Genomic DNA, 21,070 nt, shown 5'->3' on the forward strand with positions numbered 1-21,070 from the left:
AGGGTGGAATGCTCAGAGGTGTCCGCATCGTCGAGATCGAGGCGCTCGGGCCGGCGCCCTTCGCCGGCATGCTGCTTGCCGATCTCGGCGCCGACATTATCGTCGTCCACCGCAAGCAGGCGCACCTGCCGGGCCTGCCCGAACGCTCGCTGCTCGATCGCGGCAAGCGCTCCATCGCGCTCGACCTCGGAGATGCCGAAGATGCCGCCCTGCTGATGCGTCTCGTCGCCACCGCCGATGGCCTGATCGAGGGATTCCGGCCCGGCGTCACGGAGCGTCTCGGGCTCGGCCCGGAGGCCTGCCTGGCGGCCAATCCAAAGCTGGTCTATGGCCGCATGACCGGCTGGGGACAGGACGGCCCGCTCGCCCACACCGCCGGGCATGATTTGAACTATATCGGCGTGTCGGGCGCGCTCTGGTACGCTTCCTTGCCGGGCGAGCCGCCCATGGCGCCGCCGACGCTGGTCGGCGACATAGGCGGCGGCGCGCTCTATCTGGTGATCGGCATGCTGGCCGCCATCATGAACGCGCGCGCAAGCGGTGAAGGCGCCGTGGTCGACGCGGCGATCGTCGACGGCTCGGCCCACATGATGAACCTGATGATGGTGCTCGGCCACATCGGCGGCCTCGCCGCCGAACGCGGCAGAAGCCTTCTCGACGGGCCGCATTGGTGCCGCGTCTACCGCACATCCGATGATGGCTTCATCAGCGTCCAGTGCATCGAGCCGAAATTCTATGCGCTGTTCCTAGACCGGCTCGGCCTCGCCGGCGATCCGCAATTCGCCAACCAATTCGACCGCGCTCTCTGGCCGCAGCTCGGCAGCCGGCTGGCGGCGATCTTTGCCGCAAAACCGCGCGACGAATGGGCCAGGCTGTTCGAAGGCTCGGACGCATGCGTCGCCCCTGTGCTCAGCCCGCAGGAGGCAGAACGGCATCCGCACATGGCCGCACGCGGCTCGTGGCAGACGGTGGACGGCATTTTGCAGGCCGCCGCCGCTCCCCGCTTTTCCGGACAGACGCAAAAGACGCCGGCGAAAAGTCCGGTGCGCGGCGAACACGACGCGGAGATTCGCGCAGAACTGCCGGGTCCAGCCACAAGCCGTTGAAATCACGCAGGAAGCACAGGGATCAGCGAACACGCAAGCCGTGCGCGTCGAAGATGCGCGTGCGGCCGGGCTGGAAGCGCAACGTGATCGTCTCGCCGAAACGCGGCTGGTCCTCGCGCCGTTCGGCGACCACCGTTTCGCCGCTCGGCAGGGCGCCGTGTACATAGGAGGTCGATCCCAGGCGCTCGGTGACATCGACGGCGAGCGTAAGCTCGACGCCCTGCTTTTCGTCTAGATGCTCCGGCCTGATGCCCAGGGTGACCTGCTGGCCGCCGACGAGCTTGGCGACAAGATGCGAGACGTCGACCCTGGCATCGCCGACGAGCACGGCCTTCCCGTCCTCGGCCGCTCGCGCTTTGAGGAAATTCATGCGCGGCGAACCGATGAAGCTGGCGACGAAAGCATTGTCGGGGTCGTCATAGAGCGACAGCGGCGTGCCGATCTGCTCGATCTTGCCGGCCTTGAGCACGACGATCTTGTCGGCGAGCGTCAGCGCCTCGGTCTGATCGTGCGTTACATAAACCATGGTGCGGCGGATCGACTGGTGCAGGCGCTTGATCTCGGCGCGCAATTCGGTGCGCAGCGCCGCGTCGAGATTGGACAGCGGCTCGTCGAACAGGAACAGCCGGGGATCGCGCACCAGCGCCCGGCCGATGGCGACGCGCTGGCGCTGGCCGCCGGACAGCTCACGCGGCTTGCGCCCCAGCAAGGGTTCGATCTGCAGCAGCTTCGCCACCGCATCGACCTTTTCCTGTGATGTCTTGCGGTCGAGCCCGCGCATCTTCAGCGGGAAGGCGATGTTCTCGGCCACCGACATGGTCGGATAGAGCGCGTAGGACTGGAACACCATCGCCACGTCGCGCTCCCGCGCCGGCAGATTGGTGACGTTGCGGTCGCCGATGACGATGGTGCCGGAATCGATCGGGTTCAGTCCGGCAATGGCATGCAGCAGCGTCGACTTCCCGCAGCCCGAAGGCCCGAGCAGCACGACGAAGGAGCCCTCCTCGACCTCGACCGAGACATCGTCCAGCACGTTGACCGCGCCGTAGGATTTCGACACCGACCGTATCGACAAATTCGCCATCGTATCCCCTCAGCCTTTCACGCTGCCCAGCGTCATGCCGCGTACGATCTGCCCCTGCACCAGAACGCCAAGCACGATCATCGGCAGCATGATGAGCGTGGCGGCGGCCGTCAGCGCGCCCCACTGGATGCCCTGGAAGGTCAGGAACGAGGTGATGGAGACCGGCAAGGTTTGCGTGTCGCGGCCGGTCAGCACCAAAGCGACGAAGAACTCGTTCCAGGTGAACAGCACGCACAGGATCAGCGTCGCGATCATCCCGCCGCGCGCCGCCGGCAAATAGACATGCCAGAAAACGCCGAACTCGCGCGCGCCGTCGACGCGGGCCGCATCGCGCAGTTCCTTCGGAATGTCGTCGAAGAAGGTGATCAGCAGCGAGATGGCGAACGGCACGTTGACGAAGGCATAGGCGGCGATCAGCAGCCAGTGCTGGTTCAGCGCGCCGATCCGCGTCGCCAGGTAGTACATCGGAATGACGAACAGCAGCGCCGGTGCGATGCGCAGGCTGAGGATGAATTTTTCCTTGGAACGGCGCAGGTCGGCCGGCTGCTGCGCCAGCCCGTAGGCGGCGATCGAGCCGATGGCCACCGCCAGCGCACTGGACAGGATGGAGATGATGAAGGAGTTGGCGAAGGCGCTGAGGAAGCCGCGATTGGCAAACACCGTGCGATAATTGTCGAGCGTCGGGTCGAACAGCCAGACCGGCGGGATGGCGAAGGCATCGCGCGTCGTCTTGAACGAGGTCACCACCACCCAATAGAGCGGGAACAGCACCGCCAGCAAAAGCATGAGCAGCCCGACATAGAAAACCGCGCGCCGGCCCATCAGCGCTCTCCCGCTTTCGGAAACAGGACGCTGTACATGGTCAAGAGCGCGACATTGGTGAAGATGGTCAGGATGACGGCGATGGCCAGCGCGTAGGAAATGTCGAAATTGGTGAAGGCGACGATGTAGCCGTAATAGTTCAGCGTCTCCGTCGACAGCGCCGGTCCGCCGCGCGTCATGATGTAGAACAGGTCGAAGGCCTTGATGCTGTCGATCGCCCGGATCAGCGCCACGATGGCAAGCGCCCGGCGCAGCATCGGCAAAAGCACATACCAGGTAACCTGCCATTCGCGCGCGCCGTCGACGCGGGCCGCATTGAGCGGATCGGTGGGTGCCGATTCCAGCGCCGCCATCACCAGCAGGATGACGAAGGGCGTCCATTGCCAGATGTCGGCGATCAGCACCGCAAACAGCGCGATCTGCGGACTGCCCAGCCAGTCGACCTGGGAAATGCCGGCCAGCGACAGCAGATAATTCGCCATGCCGGTGGCGGGATCGAACAGGAAGCGCCAGGTCAGGCCGACGACCACCGGCGTCATGATGATGGGCACCAGAAGCAGCGTCCGCACCAGCCGCTTCATGGCGAAGTCGCGGTCGAGGAACAGCACGACGGCAAGGCCGAGCGCGATCTCGATTATTGTCGCCAGCGTCGTGAACAGCACCGTGCGCCAAAGCGCTGCCATGGCACGGGGATCGCCGAAGAAGCGGAGGTAATTGTCGAGGCCGACGAATTTTTCACGCCCGGCGCGCATCAGCGACAGGTCGTGCAGCGAAATCCAGATCACGAACAGCGTCAGCGCGACCGATGCCACGGTCAGGCAGACGATGATCGGCTGGAAGAAATGCTTCGTCGGATCCGACGCTGTTGTCGCCACGGTCTCAATCCATCAGTTGAGGATTTCGCCCTGCCGCGCACAGGGAGCGCACGCGGCAGGGCACGCCTGCCCGCTTACCGGGCGAGCGCGGCGTTGTTGGCCTCGTCCGCCTCTTTCAAGGCGTCGGCGGCGCTGGCCGTGCCGGCAAGCGCCTTGGAGACGGCGATACCGGTGTTGTTGATGATCTCGTTGGCCTGTTCGACCGTCGGCAGATATTGCGGATTGCCGGCGTTGATGGCCGCGATCATGCCATCCTTGAAGGCGCCGTAGCGTTTGCCGAAAGCGTCGCTGTTCAGCACCGAAAGCGAGGTCACGCCCGAATTGGGATCGGTCTCGATCGCCTTCAGCTGCTGCTCCTTGGCCGTCGCCCAGGCGGCGAAGAGTGCTGCCGCTTCCTGGTTCTTGGATTCGGCCGAGACATACATGGAATGCACGGCGAGCGAGGACGAACCGCCTTTCGGCGAGGCGGACTTCATCGGCACCGGCACATAGCCGACCTTGCCGACCACGGTGGAGACGGTGGGGTCCTCATTGTAGGCGCCGTTGACGGTGGCATCGAGCGTGATCGCCGCCTTACCCTGCTGGAACAGCAGCCGGTTTTCTTCCCAGCCGAAATTGGCGACGCCCACCGGACCGTAGTCCTTCAGCACCTTGGTGAAGGCGTCGAGTGCGGCGACGCCCTCCTGCGTTGCCAGCGCCGACTTGCCGTTGCCGTCGAGGAAGGAACCGCCGAAACCCCAGAGATAGGCCGCCCAGACATAGACGCCCTGGATGCCTTGCTGGCCGCGCATGGTGATGCCGGCGACCTGCTTGTTGGTCTTTTCCGAAATCGTCTTGGCCGCGGTCTCGATGTCGTCGAACGTCTTCGGCGCCGCCAGCCCATACTGCTCGAACAGGTCCTTGCGGTACATGACGAAAGTGCTCTCGCCATAGACCGGCAGCCCATAGAGCTTGCCGTCGACCACGTTGGTGTTGAAATAGCCGGGCACGAAATCGGCCTTGTCGAAATTCTCCTTGTGCTTGGCCAGGAAATCGTCGAGCGGCACGACATAGCCCGACTTCACGAAGCCCGGCAGATAGATGATGTTGTTCTGGACGACATCGTAGCGGCCGGACTTGGAGGAAAATTCCAGCAGCTCCTTGGCCGTGATGTCCTGCTCGGGCACAACTTCGAGCGCCACGTCGATGCCGGTCGCCTGCTTGAATTCCGGCAGCAGCTTCTGGATGGCGTCGGTGGTCGGATGGCCTTCCAGCAGCACCGACAATTGCACGCCGTCGAACGGCTTGTCCTGCGCCAGGGCCGGCAGGGCGGTGGCGAGCGCGGCCACGGCCACGCCAAGCATCAATAGATTACGTCTGTTCAGCATTTTTCGTCTCCCATTGTGGGCCGCTTTGGCCTCGTTTCAAATTTTCTCTGTCTGTCTGATCGTCACCTCTGGCCGAGGCGCACGATTTCGCCGCTCTCGGCCGACTGCATCATCGCCAGTGTGAGCTCGAGCGAACGAAGACCATCGCGGCCGCTGGCGATCGGCATGGCGGCGCCATCGAGCCAGGCCAGCAGGCCGCCGAGCTGCCGCGCCAGGTCGCCATCGAGACGGCCGTTGACAACAGGCCAATGCTGGGTGTCGATCTCGCGCGAGGTCTCGTTGCTGGCGTAATAGAGGCCGCTGTCGCCGCACTGCACCTCGAACGACCCTTCGGTGCCGATCAGCTCCATGCGCGCGTCGATCATGTGGCGCGCGCCGGCCGGCAGCGACCAGGCGCTTTCGAAATTCACCACCGTGCCGCCGGAGAAGCGCACGATCGCCGCCAGGCTGTCCTGCGTGCCCGACGCCCCGAGCAGAATGTCGGTCTGCTGGGCATAGACGGAAACCGGATGCTGCCCCTCGAGCATCCACAGCACCATGTCGACATCGTGCACGGTGACATGCAGTGCCAGCGGCAGCCTGCCGCCATAACGCTTGGGACCTTCGGTGCGGGCACTGTTGCGGCGGGCGTAGATGTGGATCGGTTCGCCGATCTTGCCTGAAGTCATCAGTTCCTTGGCCGACGCGTAGCGCGGATCGAAGCGCAGGAGATAGCCGATGCCGAGCTTGACCTTGGCCGCCTCGCAGGCCGCGATGATGGCTTGCGCATCCTTGACCGTGGAGGAGATCGGCTTTTCGACGAAGATGTTGATGCCGGCCTTGGCTACGGCAACCGCCGGCGCCAGATGCAGATTGTCGGGCGTGCAGATCGAAACGAGGTCGAGATCGCGCTCGCCCGCCAGCAGCACCTCGTGGCTGGCGTAGACCTTGCAGCCCGGCGCCTTGGCGGCAACGGCGCCGGCCAGCTCCAGATTGGGATCGACGATCGCCGCCAGTTCGCAGCCGACCATGTCGGAGAAGATCGCGGCGTGCATGGAGCCCATGAAGCCCGCACCGATAACGGCGACGCGGCGGCGCTTGATCATGACTGGTTCCTCTTCAATTGCGGATTGGCGCTCCACGACGCGACCTGGTCGACGAAGCCGCGGGTGATGGCGTCGGGCCGCGTGATGGCGCCGCCGACGACGATGAAACGGGCGCCGAGTTCGAAGCAGCGGACAGCCTCCTGCGGCGTCCAGATGCGCCCTTCGGCGACAAACGGCAGGCCGGCGCCGGCAAGCTGTTCCATCAGCTGGAAATCCGGCCCGCGCTGCTGGTTGGAATAGGGCGTGTAGCCGGCCATGGTGGTGCTGATGAGCGAAGCGCCGGCATCGAGGGCGCGCTTGCCTTCATCGAGCGTGCTGACGTCGCCCATCGACAGGCGCCCCTTTTGCGCGATCGCACCGAACATCGTCTGGAGGTCGGTCGGGCGTGGCCGGTTGGTGGCGTCGAGCGCCACGATGTCGGCGCCGGCCTCGATGATCGACGCCACATGGGCAAGCGTCGGGGTTATGTAGATTTCGGTGTCACCACGGCGCGCCTTGATCAGGCCGATGATGGGAACGCCGACCTGCCTGCGCACGGCCTCTATGTTGCCGGCACCCTCGATGCGCACAGCGGTGGCGCCGCCGAGCACGACCGACCGGGCAATGGCGGTAATGTGCTCGGGAGCGTCGAGCGGCATGTGGGATTCAGCCTGGCACGAGACGACCAGCGTTCCATCGAGCTGAGCGAGCACATCGCCTTGCACCTGGGGTTTCTCCTTCGAGCGTTACCCCTGCAATCAAGCGTGAATGAAACTTTTTGTCAAGAAACTATTTTAGATGAAAATTTCCGTCAGAAAGCAGTGCAACCCCCAAAAGACCCGCATCGGCGCCGGCTTGCGCGGTCACGATCGGGCGCTGGAACACGGCTGGAAGCTCACGGGAACGCGCTTGCAGGGCCGCGATGAAGCCCTCCGCCAGCCCGACGCCGCCGCCGACCGCGAAGCCATCGATGTCAACGGATGCCGTCAGATCGGCGAAGCCGTTGACCAGCGCCTCGCCGGCGGAGGCGATCACCTCGGCGGCGATCGCGTCGCCTTGTTTGGCTGCCGTGAACAGGTCCGGCGCACCAACCGGACGGCCAAGCCGCTCGCTGCCGCGCCGCGCAAGTGCTGTGCCCGAAGCGATCGTCTCCAGGCAGCCGCGCCGGCCGCAGCCGCACATCACCCCCCCGGGATCGGACATTGTGTGCCCGACATGGCCGGCAAGCCCGGCAGCACCCATCTGCAACCGACCGTCGATCACCAGGCCGCAACCAATGCCGGTGGAAACCGTGAAGAATGCGAAGTTGCGATAGGCACGGCCGGCGCCGACACAGAATTCGGCCCATGCGGCCGCCTGCGCATCGTTGACGACCAGAGGCGGCACGCCAAGTGCTGTCTCGAGCGCCCGGGCCAGCGGATAGCCGTTCTCGATCGGCAAGGTCTGCGGGTTGAGCGCGGTCAGCCCGCCGTCTCGGACGATGCCGGTGGTGGCGACTGCGACGGCGTCAAGCGCATGCTTGGGCGCAAGTCCGGCGATCGCCGCGACCAGATCGTCGCCCCTGCCCGTTCTCGGCGTCGCGGTCTGGCGTCTGTCGTGCAATTTGCCGCCCCATACTTCGGCGGTGGCGATCTTGGTCCCGCCAATGTCGATGGCGAAGACCGCACGATCAGAAGCTGCGGTCACTCACGACCTCCGCCGTGCGGCCGAGCAGCGTGAGCCGCGCCGGATCCTGCCGCATCATCTCGGCCGCCAGCGCATCGACAATCAGCAACTGGCTGATCTTCGATGGAAACGCGCCGCCGGTGAGCGGCGTTTCCGGCCAGGAAGCAATCAGAGCGAGGTCGCAGGCGGCGACCAGCGGGCTCTTCGAACGGTTCGAGATGCCAATGACGAAGGCGCCCTGCGAGCGGGCAAGCTCGGCGATGCGCACTGCGTCGATGGTCGAACCCGAACTCGAAATCACCACCTGCACGGCGCCCTTCTGCGTGGTTCCCGCCGCCATGACCGCCAGATGCGCGTCACCCAGCGCGCGGCTGAGCTTGCCGATGCGGGTCATCTTGTAGGCGAGGTATTGTGCCGTGATCGCGGAAGCGGCGATGCCGAAACAATCGATCGCCGTCGCCGCCAGCAGCTGCCGCGAGGCGGTTGCGATATCCTCGCGGACAATCAGCTGCTCGGTCTCGCGCAGCGAGATGATGGCGGTTTCCACCAGCCGCTGGATGTCGTCGGTCGGCAGGCCAATGTCCCGCGCCCGCTCGTCGGTCGCCAGTTCCTTGGCCAGCGCCAGCTTGAAATCCTGGAAACCGGTAAAGCCCTGGTCACGGCAGAAGCGCATGACGCTGGCCTCGGACGAGGCGGAGGCCTCGGCAAGCTCGGTGATGCTCTGGCGCAAGGTGGCGTCGGGCTGCGCCAGCACCGTCTCGGCGACGCGCGCCAATGCTGGCGTCATGTCCCCGGCCGCCGCCCTCAGCGAGGCAATAAGCGCATGTGTCATGAATGTCCCTGTTCCTAAAAATGCTCCGCCACCCAGGGCGGCGGTCCGGCAAACAGCTGGTCACACAGACGTATGGCAGCTGCATCGCCGGTCACCTGGCCATACTGCGCCAGTTTCGAGGCGCTGCGAAAGCCCGTGAATATCTGCACGAAGGCCGGCGCCTGCATGGCGACGGTCGGGCACCTGCCGGCCGCTTCGCGGACCTCGACCGCGCCACCGCTGATCGCGATCTCCAGCGCCGTCTCCGTTGGCCCGATGCGTAGCGCCAGCCTGATATCGTCGGCATGGTAGCCGCGCTGGCGCAGCGCCGCGGCCGGGTCGAGCACCCGCAACAGCCATTCCTCCTGATGGGCGAGGCGCCAGCCCTTGTCCGGCATCCCCGCCACCAGATCGTCCTGCGGGCCGCCATGCCAGCGCATGGCCGGATAGACCGAGCGGAACCTGGCCAGGAACGAGAGCAGCCCTTGCGCGGCGTCAGGCGAAGCGGCGTACCAGTCGCGGACATCGAGACGGGCCTCGTTGCCCATATCGAGGATCAGATAGGCCGCATCGCCTTCGGCCAGATAGGCGGCGAGCGCACCGGTCGGCTCGCGCCGCAACTCGTTCCAGTGCGCCGGGCCACGGCTGAGCAGCCCGGCCTCGCGACCCGCCTTGATGGCATAGGCGCTGGCAAGGCGCGGATCGTCCGGCTCGACCCGTTCGAAGGCGAGCCTGCTCGTGGCCGGCAGGCTGACTGTGTCGGCCTCATAGATGATCTCATGGCCGGCGAGCTCGAAGCCGCTCTTGCGATAGACCGGTCGCGTCGAGGCAAACAGCGTGGCGATGACAGCGCCTTTGCTCTGCGCCTCCGCGCACAACGCGTCGACGAAAGGCACCGCCAGCCCCTGCCCGCGACGCTCCGGCGCGATCGCCACATGCGCGATATTTGCCGCCCGCACCGGTCTGCCGTGAAAGATATGCGCCGTTTCGAGCAGTGCCGCGCAGGCGCAGGCCTCCGGCTGCCCGCTTTCGCCGCGCAGCAGCCTGAGCGAGCCGAGACCGACACTGGCGATATATTCCCCGGATCGTGCCTTGCTGAAGCCGAAAGCCCAGCTCAGCAGGCGCGCTATTTCCGGCGCATCCCCGACCGTTGCCTTTTCAATGGTGACGGATTTGGAGTTTTTTTTCATAACTGTCTCACGATTGGCGATTTTCATCATAACTTGAAATCGCCAATGCGCAATGGGCAGCAAAACAGCGGCGCCATCGGGCCGTCGCCATCGTGTCCGTAAGCTTCCGGGAGGAGACCGGCCTGTGCAGGCCGAAGGCAGGTCAGCCGGTCATTTCCCGCAGTGATGATCGTTGATCTTGTTCGTCGCGTTCGCGTCCGGGCTCACCCTATCGTAGGAGCAGGCGCCGGCGGCGGTCGTGAACAGCTGCTGGTCGTAATAGCGCGGGCCACCGAACAGGAAGCCGATGAGATCGTCATCGGCGGGAACGTAGCGTTCGGACCCGGCCTGACTGTAGTATTGGCTCTGAGTGTGGTGATGCCGGTGGTGGTGGCGATGCTTGGCTCCGGCAAATGCCGGCGCGGACACGCCGCAGGCCATCGCCAGGGCAAGAGCGCGGATCGCAAAGCGTTTCGTCGTCATCGGCAACACCCTTCTGGCTATTCGCATTCTTATATAGGCAAAATCACCAGCCGAACAAAGGTTCCCAGGCAGCGGTTACCTGTCCCGCGATTTGCCGTCCGCCGGGGCGAACTGCACAGCGTATCAGAAAATCGAAATTGCCCCTTCCGCCCCGAGCCGCAATGGTCTTCAGGGAGGCAGCCGGCTCAGGGCTGTGGAGGAAACGCCGGAGCGGCAAGTCCGCTCGGGCAAGCTGCCGCTTGAGGCTGGCAGCGAGGGAGGAATGAAATTGGCTGGTTCGGGCAAATCCGACGGCGCGCGCATGGGCATCAAGATGTCCCAGGAGCTCGTCGTCGTCGCGATCTCGGTCATACTCTTCCTCGCCTTCTCCGCGACGCTCAACAATTTCCTGACCCAGGGCAACATCATTGCCATCCTGAAGAACGTCTCCATCCTCGGGACGCTGGCGGTCGGCATGGGCTTCATCGTCGTCGGCCGTGGCATCGATCTCACCATGGTGGCGGTGATGGTGGTCGGCGTCGCCTTCTCGATCTGGATTTCCACCTGGGGCGTGGACTTCACGCTGGCCGTGGCCTGCGGCGCCCTTCTTGCCGCGGCCATTGGCCTGTTCACCGGCATCATGGTTGCGATTGCCGAAATCCCGCCGATCTTCGCCACGCTGGCCATCGCCTCCTCGGTCTACGGCTCGGGCCGCATCGTCTTTGCCTCCGACGTGCTCTACGCGCCGTCAAACATTGCCTGGCTGAAATTCATCGGCAGCGGCACCATCCTCGGCATCCCGATGGTCGTGGTCATCTTCGCGGCGGTGGCGGCGCTGATGGGCTTCTTCCTGCGCAAGACCCGCTTCGGACGGCTGGTCTATGCCACCGGCGACAATCCGAACGCGGCCCGCACCACCGGCCTGCCGACGCGCCCGATCATCGTGACGCAATATGTGCTGAGCGCGCTCATTGCCTTTACCGCCGGCATCATCATGCTGGGGCTTGTCACCGGCATCGACACGCGCCTTTACAATTCCAGCCTGATCTACGACGTGCTTCTGGTCGTGGTGCTGGGCGGCATCGGCCTCTCCGGCGGCCAGGGCGGCGTGCGCAACGTCATCGTCGGCACCATCCTGGTCGGCATCCTGACCAACGGCATGACGATCCTCAACTTCAGCTACACCAGCCAGAACCTGATCAAGAGCGTGATCCTGCTGGGTGCGCTGGCGATCGACGCCATCATCAATCCGCGCGACGAGCAGACCTCGCAAAGCGGCGACATCTGAAAACATCAAGCCGAAACATCAATCAGGGAGGAAACCATGAAGTTATTCAAGAACTGCCTGTTCGCGGGCCTGACGGCGCTCACGCTGCTCAGCGCCGCGAACGTCACCACGGCGCAGGAAACCGACCAGGTCGGGCGCGCCCCCTACCTGGAGTCGCTCAAGGGCAAGAAGGTGATCTTCGTGCCGATCTCGCAAGGCATGGACCTCAACCAGTCCTGGGTGGTGGTATGGCAGCGTCATGCCGCCCGTTACGGCTTCAGCATCGAGGTGCGCGATCCCAACGGCGACACCAATGCCGGCATCCGCGCCATGCAGGGCGCCATCGCCGAGAAGCCGGACCTGATCATCGTGCAGAACCCCGACGTGCAGACCTATGCCCGCTTGCTGAAGCAGGCGCAGGCCGCCGGCATCAAGGTGCTGCAGGTCAACATGCAGTCTGCGACCCAGACCGACTCCTATGTCGGCAATGACTGGATCGAGATGGGCCGTCTCGAAATGGGCGAACTGGCCAAGCACTGCACCGGGCCGAATGCCGTCTCGCACAAGGTGGTCTGGCTTGCCGGCGTCCAGACGGGCGCGGCCAACATCTACATGCGCACCGGCATCGATGAGGTGCTGAAGGCCAATCCCGAACTGCAGCTCGTCTCCGACCAGCCGGCCGACTACATGAGCGAAAAAGCCCGCCAGATCACCGAGACGGTCCTCCAGCAGCATCCGGACCTGTGCGGCATCATGGGCATCTGGGACAACGCCGAAGTCGGCGCCGGTGCCGCCGTCGCGGCCGCCGGCAAGCAGGACCAGGTGACCATCGTCACCAATGGCGCGGGCAGCGCCACCGGCTGCGAAAGCATCAAGAACGGCCTGCTCGATGTGATCTTCAACTTCAACTCGCCCATCCAGGCGGAGATCGCCGCGCAGCAGATTTCGGAATTGCTGCAGCATCCCGAGCGGCAGGCGGGCAGCGAGAAGACCATCTTCTTCGGTCCGATCACCCGCGTCGACAAGACCAACGCCACCGGCAGGAACTGCTGGAAGCTGGACGAGCTCAAGTAACGGACTGTCCTGATGAGCATGGCCGAAAGCCTTGTGCGCTGGCGCTACCGCCTGCTCCCCGACCACGTGGTCGGGGAGATCCTGACCAAGAAGTGGATCGACAGCGTCATCCCCTTCACGGCGCTGATCATTCTGTGCGCGATCTTCGGCTCGATCGTGCCGGGCTTCTGGAGCGTCGCGACGCTGACCAATCTCAGCGGCCAGACCGCCGAGCTCGGCCTGGTCGTGCTCGGCATGACCATCGTCATGGTCTCGGGCGGTATCGACCTGTCGGTCGGCTCGACCTTCGCGCTGGCCGTGCTGGTGACGCTCTACGGCATGAATGTCGGGCAATGGAGTTTTGGTACCGGCCTGCTTGCCTGCCTCGGGCTGGGCGTGGTCTGCGGCGCCATCAATGGCTTCCTGGTCGGCTTCCTGCGCATGCGGGCCTTCCTGACCACGCTGGTCACGCTCATCATCTACCGCTCGACCTTCGACGTCATCTTCCCGCAGGTCTCGACGCCGATCGTCACCAGCGGGCCGGATTCCCCGATCTATGATTTTCTCGGCTTCGGCACGATCTGGGGCGTGCCGACCTCCTTCGTCGTCTTCGTGGTCATCGCACTGGTGATCCATCTCGTCCTGTCGCGCGCCCGCTATGGCTGGCGGCTGTTCGCGGTCGGCGGTGCGCGCCGTTCCGCCTACAATGCCGGCATCAATGTGCGCTTCACCCTGTTCAGCGCCTACGTGCTGTGCTCGGTGCTGGTCGCGCTCTCCGGCTTCTTCTTCTCGGCCCGCATCGGCAGTGCTGCTTCCGATATCGGCACCGGGCTGGAACTGCAGGTGCTGACCGCCACGGTGCTCGGCGGCATCTCGCTTGGCGGCGGGCGCGGCTCGGTGGCCAAGGCGCTCATGGGGACGATCTTCGTGCTCGTCCTGTCGAACAGCCTGCTCGCCCTGGCCGTGTCCGGCCCGGTCAACTATCTGATCCTCGGTCTGGTGCTGCTTTTCTCGGTCCTGCTCGACGTGCGCTGGGTGAAGAACCGCCACAAGATCCTGCGCAGCGTGTACATCTCGCCGACCTTCGCCAAGATGCGCGAGCCGATCTCGACAGCGCCGGGCACGCCGATAGCGGTGAACGACCGGCTGAAGGATGTCGGCGTCATCGGCCTTGGCATCCTCGACGGCGCGGAGGATGTCATCTTCGACCGTCAGGACCGCCTCTACACCGGCACCCGCCAGGGCGACATACTGCGCTTCAAGCCGCCGCATTACACCGAGAGTGAAGTGTTCGCCCATATTGGCGGCTCGCCGCTCGGCATGGCCTTCGACCGCGACGACAATCTGGTCATCTGCGTCGCCGGCATGGGCCTCTACCGGGTCGCTCCGAATGGCGATGTGAAGCTGCTGACGGCCGAGACCAACCGCTCGCTGACATCGGTCGTCGACGACTCGACCATGAAGCTCGCCGACGATTGCGACATCCTTCCCGATGGCCGCATCGTCTTCTCCGAAGCCACCGTGCGGTTCGAGATGCATGACTGGTATGCCGATGCGCTGGAAAGCCGCGGCAACGGGCGCATCATCGTCCACGATCCCAAATCCGGCTCGACCCGCACGCTGCTGTCGAACCTGGTCTTCCCGAACGGCATCTGCACGGCCTTCGACGGCCAGTCCGTGCTGTTCGCCGAAAGCTGGGCCTGCCGCATCAGCCGCTACTATTTCGACGGCCCGAAGAAGGGCAAGGTCGAGCGGGTCATCGAGGGATTGCCCGGCTATCCCGACAACATCAACCGCGCCTCGGACGGCACCTACTGGCTGGCCTTGATGGGCATGCGCACGCCGGCGCTCGACCTGTCGCTGGAAATGCCGGGCTTCCGCCGCCGCATGGCGCGGCGCGTCTCGGAAGATGCCTGGCTGATGCCCAACCTCAACACCGGCTGCGTGCTGCGCTTCGACGAAAAGGGCCAGATTCTCGAAAGCCTATGGGACCGCGCCGGCGAGAAGCATCCGATGATCACCTCGATGCGCGAGCACAAGGGCGTGCTTTATCTCTGCGGCATCTTCAACAACCGCATGGGCACGCTGCCGCTCAAGGGCGTCGATCCCAACTGGTTCAGCTCGGATTCCTACTGGGGCAAAAAGGCATGAGCGCCGTGAGCCAGCTTTTCGACCGTTTTCTCGGCCGTGGCGACTGGGCGGTGACGGTGCCGACGCTTGACGGCCCCTTGCTGCCCAACCAGGGTCTCGAGGAAGCCGGGACCTTCGCCAGCCTCGCCGAGGCCGACAATCTCGTGCGCACCGACAAAGGTGTGCTGGCGAGCAGTGCCGCCGCGCTGGTGCGTTTTGGCGCCGACGGCCATGCGGAGGTGCTGCAGGAATTCCCCGGTGAGATCACGGCACTTGCCCATGCCCGAGGCATGACCGCGCTGGCGATCGACGGCAAGGGTGTCGTCATTCGAGGCGGCCTGCATGACGGGCGCGAAGCGACAGGGGACGAAGCGCGGCGGCTCTCCTGCATCACCGCCCTCACCTTCCTCGACAGCAACAGCCTGCTGATCGCCAATGGCTCGGCGTCGGTACCCGCGACCGGCTGGCGCCGCGACCTGATGCAGAAGAACGCGTCCGGTTCGCTCTGGCGTCTCGACCTGAAGAGCGGCCGGCTGGAACTGATCCGTGACGGCCTGGCCTGGCCAGCCGGCATCGCCACCACCGGCTCGAACCGCATCTACGTCACCGAGGCCTGGCGCCATCGCGTGCTGGCCATCGACCTCGCCACCAAGGCGACAATGCCGGTGCTGGAACACCTTCCGGCCTATCCCGCGCGCATAGCCCCCGCCTTCAATGCCGGCTACTGGCTGACCTTCTATTCCGTCCGCAACCAGCTGGTGGAGTTCATCCTGCGCGAGGAGGCCTACCGCAAGCGCATGCTGACCGAGGTCCCCGAAGCCTATTGGATGGCACCGTCGCTGAGTTCATGGCGCGACTACCGCGAACCGATGCAGGGCAGCCAGCTCAAGCAGATGAATGTGCTGAAGCCTTATGCGGTCACCCGATCCTACGGGCTGGTGGTGCACTGCGACCAGAACATGAAGCCGCTGTCGAGTCTCCATTCGCGCGCCGACGGCACGGTGCACGGCACCGTGAGCGCCTGCGAGGCGGGCGATGACCTGCTGGTCGCCTCGCGCGGCGGCTCGAGGGTGGTGCGCGTGGCCGGGGCCGCCGGCGGCAAGCGGGGTTAAGCGGATGTCGGATAACATCATCGAGCTCAGGGACGCCACCAAGGCCTTCTCGCGCATCCCCGCCTTCAAGAACGTCAATTTCGACCTGCGCAAGGGCGAGATCCACGCACTGCTCGGCGAAAACGGCGCCGGCAAGTCGACGCTGACCAAGGTCATGGCGGGCGTGTTCAAGCTGACCGAGGGCAAGATGACCTTCGACGGCAAGGACGTGTCCTTCGCCACACCCGCCGAAGCGCTGCGCGCCGGCATTGCCATGGTGTTCCAGGAAACCAATCTGGTGCCGGCCATGACCGTGGCGCAGAACCTCTATCTCGGCGAAGAGAAGATGTTCAACCGGCTGCGCGGCCTCTACATCCAGGCGCGTCAGTTCCTCGCCGGCATGGGCTTCCAGGTCGACCCGACCGCGCAGGTCAGCACGCTGGGCGCGGCGCACAAGCAGATGGTGGAGATCGCGCGCGCCGTCCACCACAAGGCCCGCGTCATCATCTTCGACGAACCGACCGCGACGCTGACGCCTGAAGAAAAGAGCCACTTCTTCAACCTGCTGCAACGCCTGGTCAAGGAAGGCATCGCCATCATCTTCATCAGCCACGCGCTGGAAGAGGCGCTTGATGTCGCCGACCGCATCACCGTCATGCGCGACGGCGAGATCGTCGCTTCGGGAGACGCCAAGGGCTTCACCCGCGCCACCATCGTGCAGGCGATGGTCGGCCGCACCCTGACCGAAACGCTGCATGGCGAGGTCAAGCGCGCGGCGCGGCCCTATGGCGACAAGGTGCTTTCGGTGGAGAACCTGTCCTGCGCCGGCCTGGTGCGCAACTCGTCCTTCTCGGTCTTTTCGGGCCAGGTCACCGGCATGTTCGGCCTCGTCGGCGCCGGCCGCACCGAAATGGCCAAGGTCGTTGCCGGCCTGTTGAAGCGCAACATCTTCCACGGCGGCGAAATCCGCCTGCTCGGCAAGTCGGTGCGCTACCGCGTGCCAAGGCCGGCGGTGCGCGACGGCATCGTCTATGTCACCGAGGACCGCAAGCTCGACGGCTTCTTCGAGACCATGACGGCCGGCGAGAACCTGCAGATCGGCGAACTCACCGAGGGCGCCAACCCGGTCTCGATGGTATCGCTGGCGCGCGCCAGGCAGCTTGCCCGCGAATGGGGCGAGCGCCTGAGCCTGCGGCAGACCAGCGACCGCGCCCGGATGATCGAACTCTCCGGCGGCAATCAGCAAAAGGTCGTGATCGCCAAGTCGCTGATCCAGAAGCCGAAGCTGGTGATCTTCGACGAGCCGACGCGCGGCGTCGATGTCGGCGCCATCGTCGAGATCCACCAGCTCATCAGCGATCTCGCCGACCAGGGCATGGCCGTCGTCGTCATCTCTTCCTATCTGCCTGAAATCCTTGCCGTTTCCGACCGCATCCTGGTCGTCAAGCGCGGCCGCGTGGTCGAGGAGATGATGCTGTCGGACGCGACCGAGGAACGCGTCATGTTCGCCGCGGTCCACTGAGCCCCGGTTGCAGGGGAATGTCTTTGCTGGCTAAGCCAGGACCAATGCCTGGCGAGGCCTATTGCCTTGCAATCGGTTCCGCGTCTGAATAGGTCAGGAGGTCAGATCACCTGCCCGAGCGGACATGTCCAGCATCAACCTCAAACTTCTGCAGACGTTCCTGCTGGCCGCCGAAAACGGCAGCTTCCGTCGTGCCGCCGAAGAGAGCAACCGCTCGCCATCGGCGGTCTCCATGCAGATACGCGACCTCGAGGAGCAGATCGGCATCTCGCTCTTCATCCGCACCGCGCAGCGCGCCAGCCTGACGCCGGAAGGCCAGATCCTGTTCGAGGAGATCGCCAATGCGATGTCGCAGGTGCAGGCCAGCCTCGACCGGCTGACCGAGATCGCCGCGCGGCGCAAGGGCAAGGTGCAGATCGCCTGTGCCCCGACGCTTGCCGCGAGCCGGCTGGGCGACATACTGGCCACCTTCAAGCTGCGCTATCCCCGCTCGGTCGTCGAGGTCATCGAGACCCCGCCGCAGGCGGCCCTTGGCCTTTTGCAGCAGCAGGAGGTCGAGTTCTACATCGGCCCCGAACTGCCCAACCTGACCGACTTCCAGTTCGAATCCATCCTCGACGATCCGCTGATGGCCTGCATCCCCACGGAAATATACGGCGGCGAGAAGAAGCTGCTGCTCTCCGACCTGCTGCGCTATCCGCTGATCCTGCTCAACCGCAAGACGGCGGTGCGTGGCCTCGTCGACCGGCTTACCGCGGCCGAAGGCATCGAACTCAAGCCGCAATACGAGGTCGAGAGCGCGCAGACCGCCGTGGCGCTCGCCTCCTCCGGACTGGGCGTATGCGTCGTGCCCGGCATCGCCATCTCGCGCAATGACGAGCGCATGCGTGTCGTGCCGATCGACCACCGCGACGCCCACCGCTCCGTCGGCATCATCACGGCGCGGGGCTATGTGCACCACTCCTTCTCCGAACAGCTGATGAACCTCATCCGCACCAACCTGCGCGAACTGGCGCATTGAGCACCGCTCCCGGCACACGCGCCAGGGTGTGTCGAGATTCAGGTCAGGGCGAGTCGAGAATGGTGGCGTTCGAGAACCGGAGCGGAGCGTACTAAAGTACGTGAGCACCGGAAGCGCAGAACGCCACCGTTCGCAGGCCGCCCTCACCTGAATATCGGCATACCCTCAATCGGTCTGGATCCAGACGGCCTTCGTCTCCAGATACTCATGCAGGTGCTCGATGCCGCCCTCGCGGCCGTAGCCGGACATCTTCATGCCGCCGAACGGTACGGCGGGATCGATGGCGTGGTACATGTTGACCCAGACCGAGCCGGCCTTGACGCGGCGCGCCAGCTTGTGCGCCGTGCCGAGATGGGTGGTGAAGATGCCGGCGGCCAGCCCATAGGGCGTGGCATTGGCGCGTGTGACCGCCTCGTCGAGCGTGTCGAACGGCATCGCGGAAATGACCGGCCCGAAAATCTCTTCGCGCGCGATGGTCATCTTGTCCGACACCGCGCCGAAGACCGTCGGCGCGATGAAATTGCCGCCATCGTAGAGCTCGCCCGTCAGCCGCGATCCGCCGGCGACCAGTTCCGCGCCCTCGTCGCTGCCGGCCTTGATATAGCCCTCCACCTTGCCGGCCTGCCTGGCATTGATGAGCGGCCCGATTTCGGTCTCCGCCTCGATGCCGTGGCCTATGCGCAGTTTGCTGGCGAACTCGGCCACCCGGCGCACGAATTCGTCGTGGATCTCGCGCGCCACGAACAGGCGCGAGCCGGCGATGCAGATCTGGCCGGAATGCACGAACACCGCCATCGCCGCGACCGGAACGGCCTTGTCGATGTCGGCATCGCGGCAGACGATGATCGGCGACTTGCCGCCGAGCTCCAGCGACACGCGCTTGAGATTGGTGACCCCTGCCCGCGCAATCGCTTGGCCCGTCAGCGTCGAGCCGGTGAAGACGATCTTGTTGACATCGGGATGTTCGGCCAGCCGCGCGCCGGCCTCGGCTCCGGTGCCGGTGACGATGTTGACGACGCCATCGGGCATGCCGGCTTCCTGCATCAGCCTGGCGATCAGCAACGGCGTCAGCGACGCATCCTCGGAAGGCTTCAGCACGATGGTGCAGCCGGTGGCGAGCGCCGGCGCGATCTTCCAGATCGAGGCGGCGGTCGGCGCGTTCCAGGGAATGATCGCGCCGACGACGCCTACCGGCTCGCGCCTTGTGAAGGAGACGATCTCGCCTGGGATCGAATTGTCGATGGATTCGCCGTGCAGCGCCGTCGCCATGCCGGCATAGAAGCGCAGCATGCCGATGACGCGGCGCCGGTTGGCCAGCGTGCGCGTGATCGGCAGGCCCATGTCGAGCGTGTCGGAAACGCTGAGCTCTTCCCAATGCGTCTCGAACAGATCGGCGATGCGCAGCAACACGCACTGCCGCTCGTAGGGCGAGAATTTTGACCAAGGTCCTTCGAAGGCCGCGCGTGCCGCCTTGACCGCGGCATCGATGTCGGCCGCGCCGCCGCGCGGCACCGTCGCCAGCACCTCGCCCGTTGCCGGGTTGAGCGCCTGCATTTCCTGGCCGGACTGCGCCGGCACCCACTTGCCGCCGATGAACATCGGCCGGAATTCGCCATGGTAGAGCGTCGTGGCCTTCGCCCTCGGGTCGAAATTCAGCGTCATCGCGTCCTCCTCACGAATTCCGTGGCGACTATTACTCCCGCTGCCGGCGACCTCAAACAAGGAAAGCTAAAAGGGCGTTCAGATAATCGGACTGTGCAATCACGGCGACTTCCCCGATGGTGCCGGCAACGGAGGAACAGATATGAGACTTGCTGGCAAGGTCGCCATCGTCACCGGTGGCGGTTCGGGATTTGGCGAAGGCATCGTCAGGAAATTCGTCGCCGAGGGCGCGCTGGTCGTGCTGATGGACCGTGACGAGGCGGCAGCGGCCAGGGTCGCGGGCGAGATCGGCGAAAAGGTGCGGCCGATCACCGGTGACGTCTCGACACTGCAAAGCTTCGAGGCGGCCGCCGACCTCGCCCGGTCGGCCTTTGGCGGCCTCGACATACTGGTCAACAATGCCGGCGTCGCCCAGCCGCCCTTGCCGTTGGAGACGATGGACGAGGACCTGTTCGACAGGATCGCCAACGTCAACATGCGCTCGATCTACAATGGCTCCCGCGCCGTGGTCCCGCATTTCAAATCCAACAAATCGGGCGCGATCCTCAACGTCGCCTCCACCGGCGGCGTCTCGCCGCGCCCGAACCTCACCTGGTACAACGCCTCCAAGGGCTGGGCGATCGCCGCGACGCGGGCCATGGCGGTGGAACTCGCCCCCTTCGGCATCCGCGTCAACGCCATCAACCCGGTCGCCGGCGACACGCCGCTGCTGTCGACCTTCATCGGCTCCGGCGAGGAGAACCGCGCCCGCGTCGTCGCCACCATTCCGATCGGCCGGCTGTCGACGCCCCAGGACATGGGCAACGCCGCCGCCTTCCTGTGCTCGGACGAGGCCAGCATGATCACCGGCGTCGACCTCAACGTCGATGGCGGCAAGTGCATCTGAAAAACTGTTGTCC

At 65.0% G+C, this 21,070-nt stretch carries 19 protein-coding genes; 8 read left to right on the forward strand and 11 right to left on the reverse strand.

Annotated elements, in window-relative coordinates; all coding sequences use genetic code 11:
* Positions 1-8: 8 nt before the first annotated feature.
* The gene (locus AC1VON_RS28525; protein WP_483125662.1) at positions 9-1,106 is read left to right on the forward strand and encodes a CaiB/BaiF CoA transferase family protein; all 1,098 of its coding nucleotides are present in this window, start codon (positions 9-11) and stop codon (positions 1,104-1,106) included.
* A 22-nt stretch (positions 1,107-1,128) separates the two neighbouring features.
* Here the strand turns inward: AC1VON_RS28525 and AC1VON_RS28530 are convergent, their stop codons facing one another.
* From AC1VON_RS28530 to AC1VON_RS28575, 10 genes are all read right to left on the reverse strand, one after another.
* Positions 1,129-2,190, reverse strand: coding sequence for an ABC transporter ATP-binding protein (locus AC1VON_RS28530; protein ID WP_483125663.1), 1,062 nt, complete (start codon positions 2,188-2,190; stop codon positions 1,129-1,131).
* Between the two features lie 9 nt (positions 2,191-2,199).
* Positions 2,200-3,012 (reverse strand): carbohydrate ABC transporter permease, encoded by an 813-nt coding sequence (locus AC1VON_RS28535; protein ID WP_483125664.1) that lies wholly within the window; start codon positions 3,010-3,012, stop codon positions 2,200-2,202.
* The gene (locus tag AC1VON_RS28540) at positions 3,012-3,887 is read right to left on the reverse strand and encodes a carbohydrate ABC transporter permease (RefSeq protein ID WP_483125665.1); all 876 of its coding nucleotides are present in this window, start codon (positions 3,885-3,887) and stop codon (positions 3,012-3,014) included. Before AC1VON_RS28540 ends, AC1VON_RS28535 begins: the two co-directional genes overlap by 1 nt.
* A gap of 74 nt (positions 3,888-3,961) precedes the next feature.
* On the reverse strand, positions 3,962-5,254 hold the full coding sequence (locus tag AC1VON_RS28545; protein WP_483125666.1) for an ABC transporter substrate-binding protein: 1,293 nt from the start codon (positions 5,252-5,254) through the stop codon (positions 3,962-3,964).
* A gap of 62 nt (positions 5,255-5,316) precedes the next feature.
* The gene (locus AC1VON_RS28550; RefSeq protein WP_483125667.1) at positions 5,317-6,339 is read right to left on the reverse strand and encodes a Gfo/Idh/MocA family protein; all 1,023 of its coding nucleotides are present in this window, start codon (positions 6,337-6,339) and stop codon (positions 5,317-5,319) included.
* Positions 6,336-7,043 (reverse strand): N-acetylmannosamine-6-phosphate 2-epimerase, encoded by a 708-nt coding sequence (locus AC1VON_RS28555; protein WP_483125668.1) that lies wholly within the window; start codon positions 7,041-7,043, stop codon positions 6,336-6,338. Before AC1VON_RS28555 ends, AC1VON_RS28550 begins: the two co-directional genes overlap by 4 nt.
* A 64-nt stretch (positions 7,044-7,107) precedes the next feature.
* Positions 7,108-8,004, reverse strand: coding sequence for an N-acetylmannosamine kinase (locus AC1VON_RS28560; RefSeq protein WP_483125669.1), 897 nt, complete (start codon positions 8,002-8,004; stop codon positions 7,108-7,110).
* On the reverse strand, positions 7,988-8,815 hold the full coding sequence (locus tag AC1VON_RS28565) for a MurR/RpiR family transcriptional regulator (RefSeq protein ID WP_140710033.1): 828 nt from the start codon (positions 8,813-8,815) through the stop codon (positions 7,988-7,990). The genes AC1VON_RS28560 and AC1VON_RS28565 overlap by 17 nt, the downstream gene beginning before the upstream one ends.
* A 14-nt stretch (positions 8,816-8,829) precedes the next feature.
* Positions 8,830-9,984: a GNAT family N-acetyltransferase gene (locus tag AC1VON_RS28570; protein ID WP_483125670.1), complete on the reverse strand. Its 1,155-nt coding sequence runs from the start codon at positions 9,982-9,984 to the stop codon at positions 8,830-8,832.
* Positions 9,985-10,134: 150 nt separating this feature from the next.
* The gene (locus AC1VON_RS28575) at positions 10,135-10,446 is read right to left on the reverse strand and encodes a hypothetical protein (protein WP_483125671.1); all 312 of its coding nucleotides are present in this window, start codon (positions 10,444-10,446) and stop codon (positions 10,135-10,137) included.
* Between the two features lie 262 nt (positions 10,447-10,708).
* Here AC1VON_RS28575 and AC1VON_RS28580 point away from each other — a divergent pair, with 262 nt between their 5' ends.
* The 6 genes from AC1VON_RS28580 to AC1VON_RS28605 all read left to right on the forward strand — a co-directional run bounded on the left by AC1VON_RS28580 (position 10,709) and on the right by AC1VON_RS28605 (position 18,509).
* Positions 10,709-11,713: an ABC transporter permease gene (locus tag AC1VON_RS28580; RefSeq protein WP_483125672.1), complete on the forward strand. Its 1,005-nt coding sequence runs from the start codon at positions 10,709-10,711 to the stop codon at positions 11,711-11,713.
* Positions 11,714-11,749: 36 nt separating this feature from the next.
* Positions 11,750-12,766, forward strand: a complete 1,017-nt coding sequence (locus AC1VON_RS28585) for a sugar ABC transporter substrate-binding protein (RefSeq protein WP_056570822.1) — start codon at positions 11,750-11,752, stop codon at positions 12,764-12,766.
* A gap of 12 nt (positions 12,767-12,778) precedes the next feature.
* A complete protein-coding gene (locus AC1VON_RS28590; protein ID WP_172349283.1) occupies positions 12,779-14,896 on the forward strand; it encodes an ABC transporter permease in 2,118 nt (705 codons plus the stop codon).
* Positions 14,893-15,987 carry an NHL repeat-containing protein gene (locus AC1VON_RS28595; RefSeq protein ID WP_483125673.1) on the forward strand — a complete coding sequence of 365 codons (1,095 nt, stop codon included), beginning with the start codon at positions 14,893-14,895 and terminating at the stop codon, positions 15,985-15,987. Before AC1VON_RS28590 ends, AC1VON_RS28595 begins: the two co-directional genes overlap by 4 nt.
* 4 nt (positions 15,988-15,991) lie before the next feature.
* Positions 15,992-17,488: a sugar ABC transporter ATP-binding protein gene (locus AC1VON_RS28600; protein WP_172349281.1), complete on the forward strand. Its 1,497-nt coding sequence runs from the start codon at positions 15,992-15,994 to the stop codon at positions 17,486-17,488.
* A gap of 124 nt (positions 17,489-17,612) precedes the next feature.
* Positions 17,613-18,509, forward strand: coding sequence for a LysR family transcriptional regulator (locus AC1VON_RS28605; RefSeq protein ID WP_172349280.1), 897 nt, complete (start codon positions 17,613-17,615; stop codon positions 18,507-18,509).
* 165 nt (positions 18,510-18,674) lie between these two features.
* Here AC1VON_RS28605 and AC1VON_RS28610 read toward each other — a convergent pair whose 3' ends face one another.
* Positions 18,675-20,171: an aldehyde dehydrogenase family protein gene (locus AC1VON_RS28610; protein WP_483125674.1), complete on the reverse strand. Its 1,497-nt coding sequence runs from the start codon at positions 20,169-20,171 to the stop codon at positions 18,675-18,677.
* A gap of 142 nt (positions 20,172-20,313) precedes the next feature.
* Here AC1VON_RS28610 and AC1VON_RS28615 point away from each other — a divergent pair, with 142 nt between their 5' ends.
* Positions 20,314-21,057, forward strand: coding sequence for a glucose 1-dehydrogenase (locus AC1VON_RS28615; protein ID WP_483125675.1), 744 nt, complete (start codon positions 20,314-20,316; stop codon positions 21,055-21,057).
* Positions 21,058-21,070 lie beyond the last annotated feature (13 nt).

Source organism: Mesorhizobium sp. HAY1-8B (genome assembly GCF_056868045.1).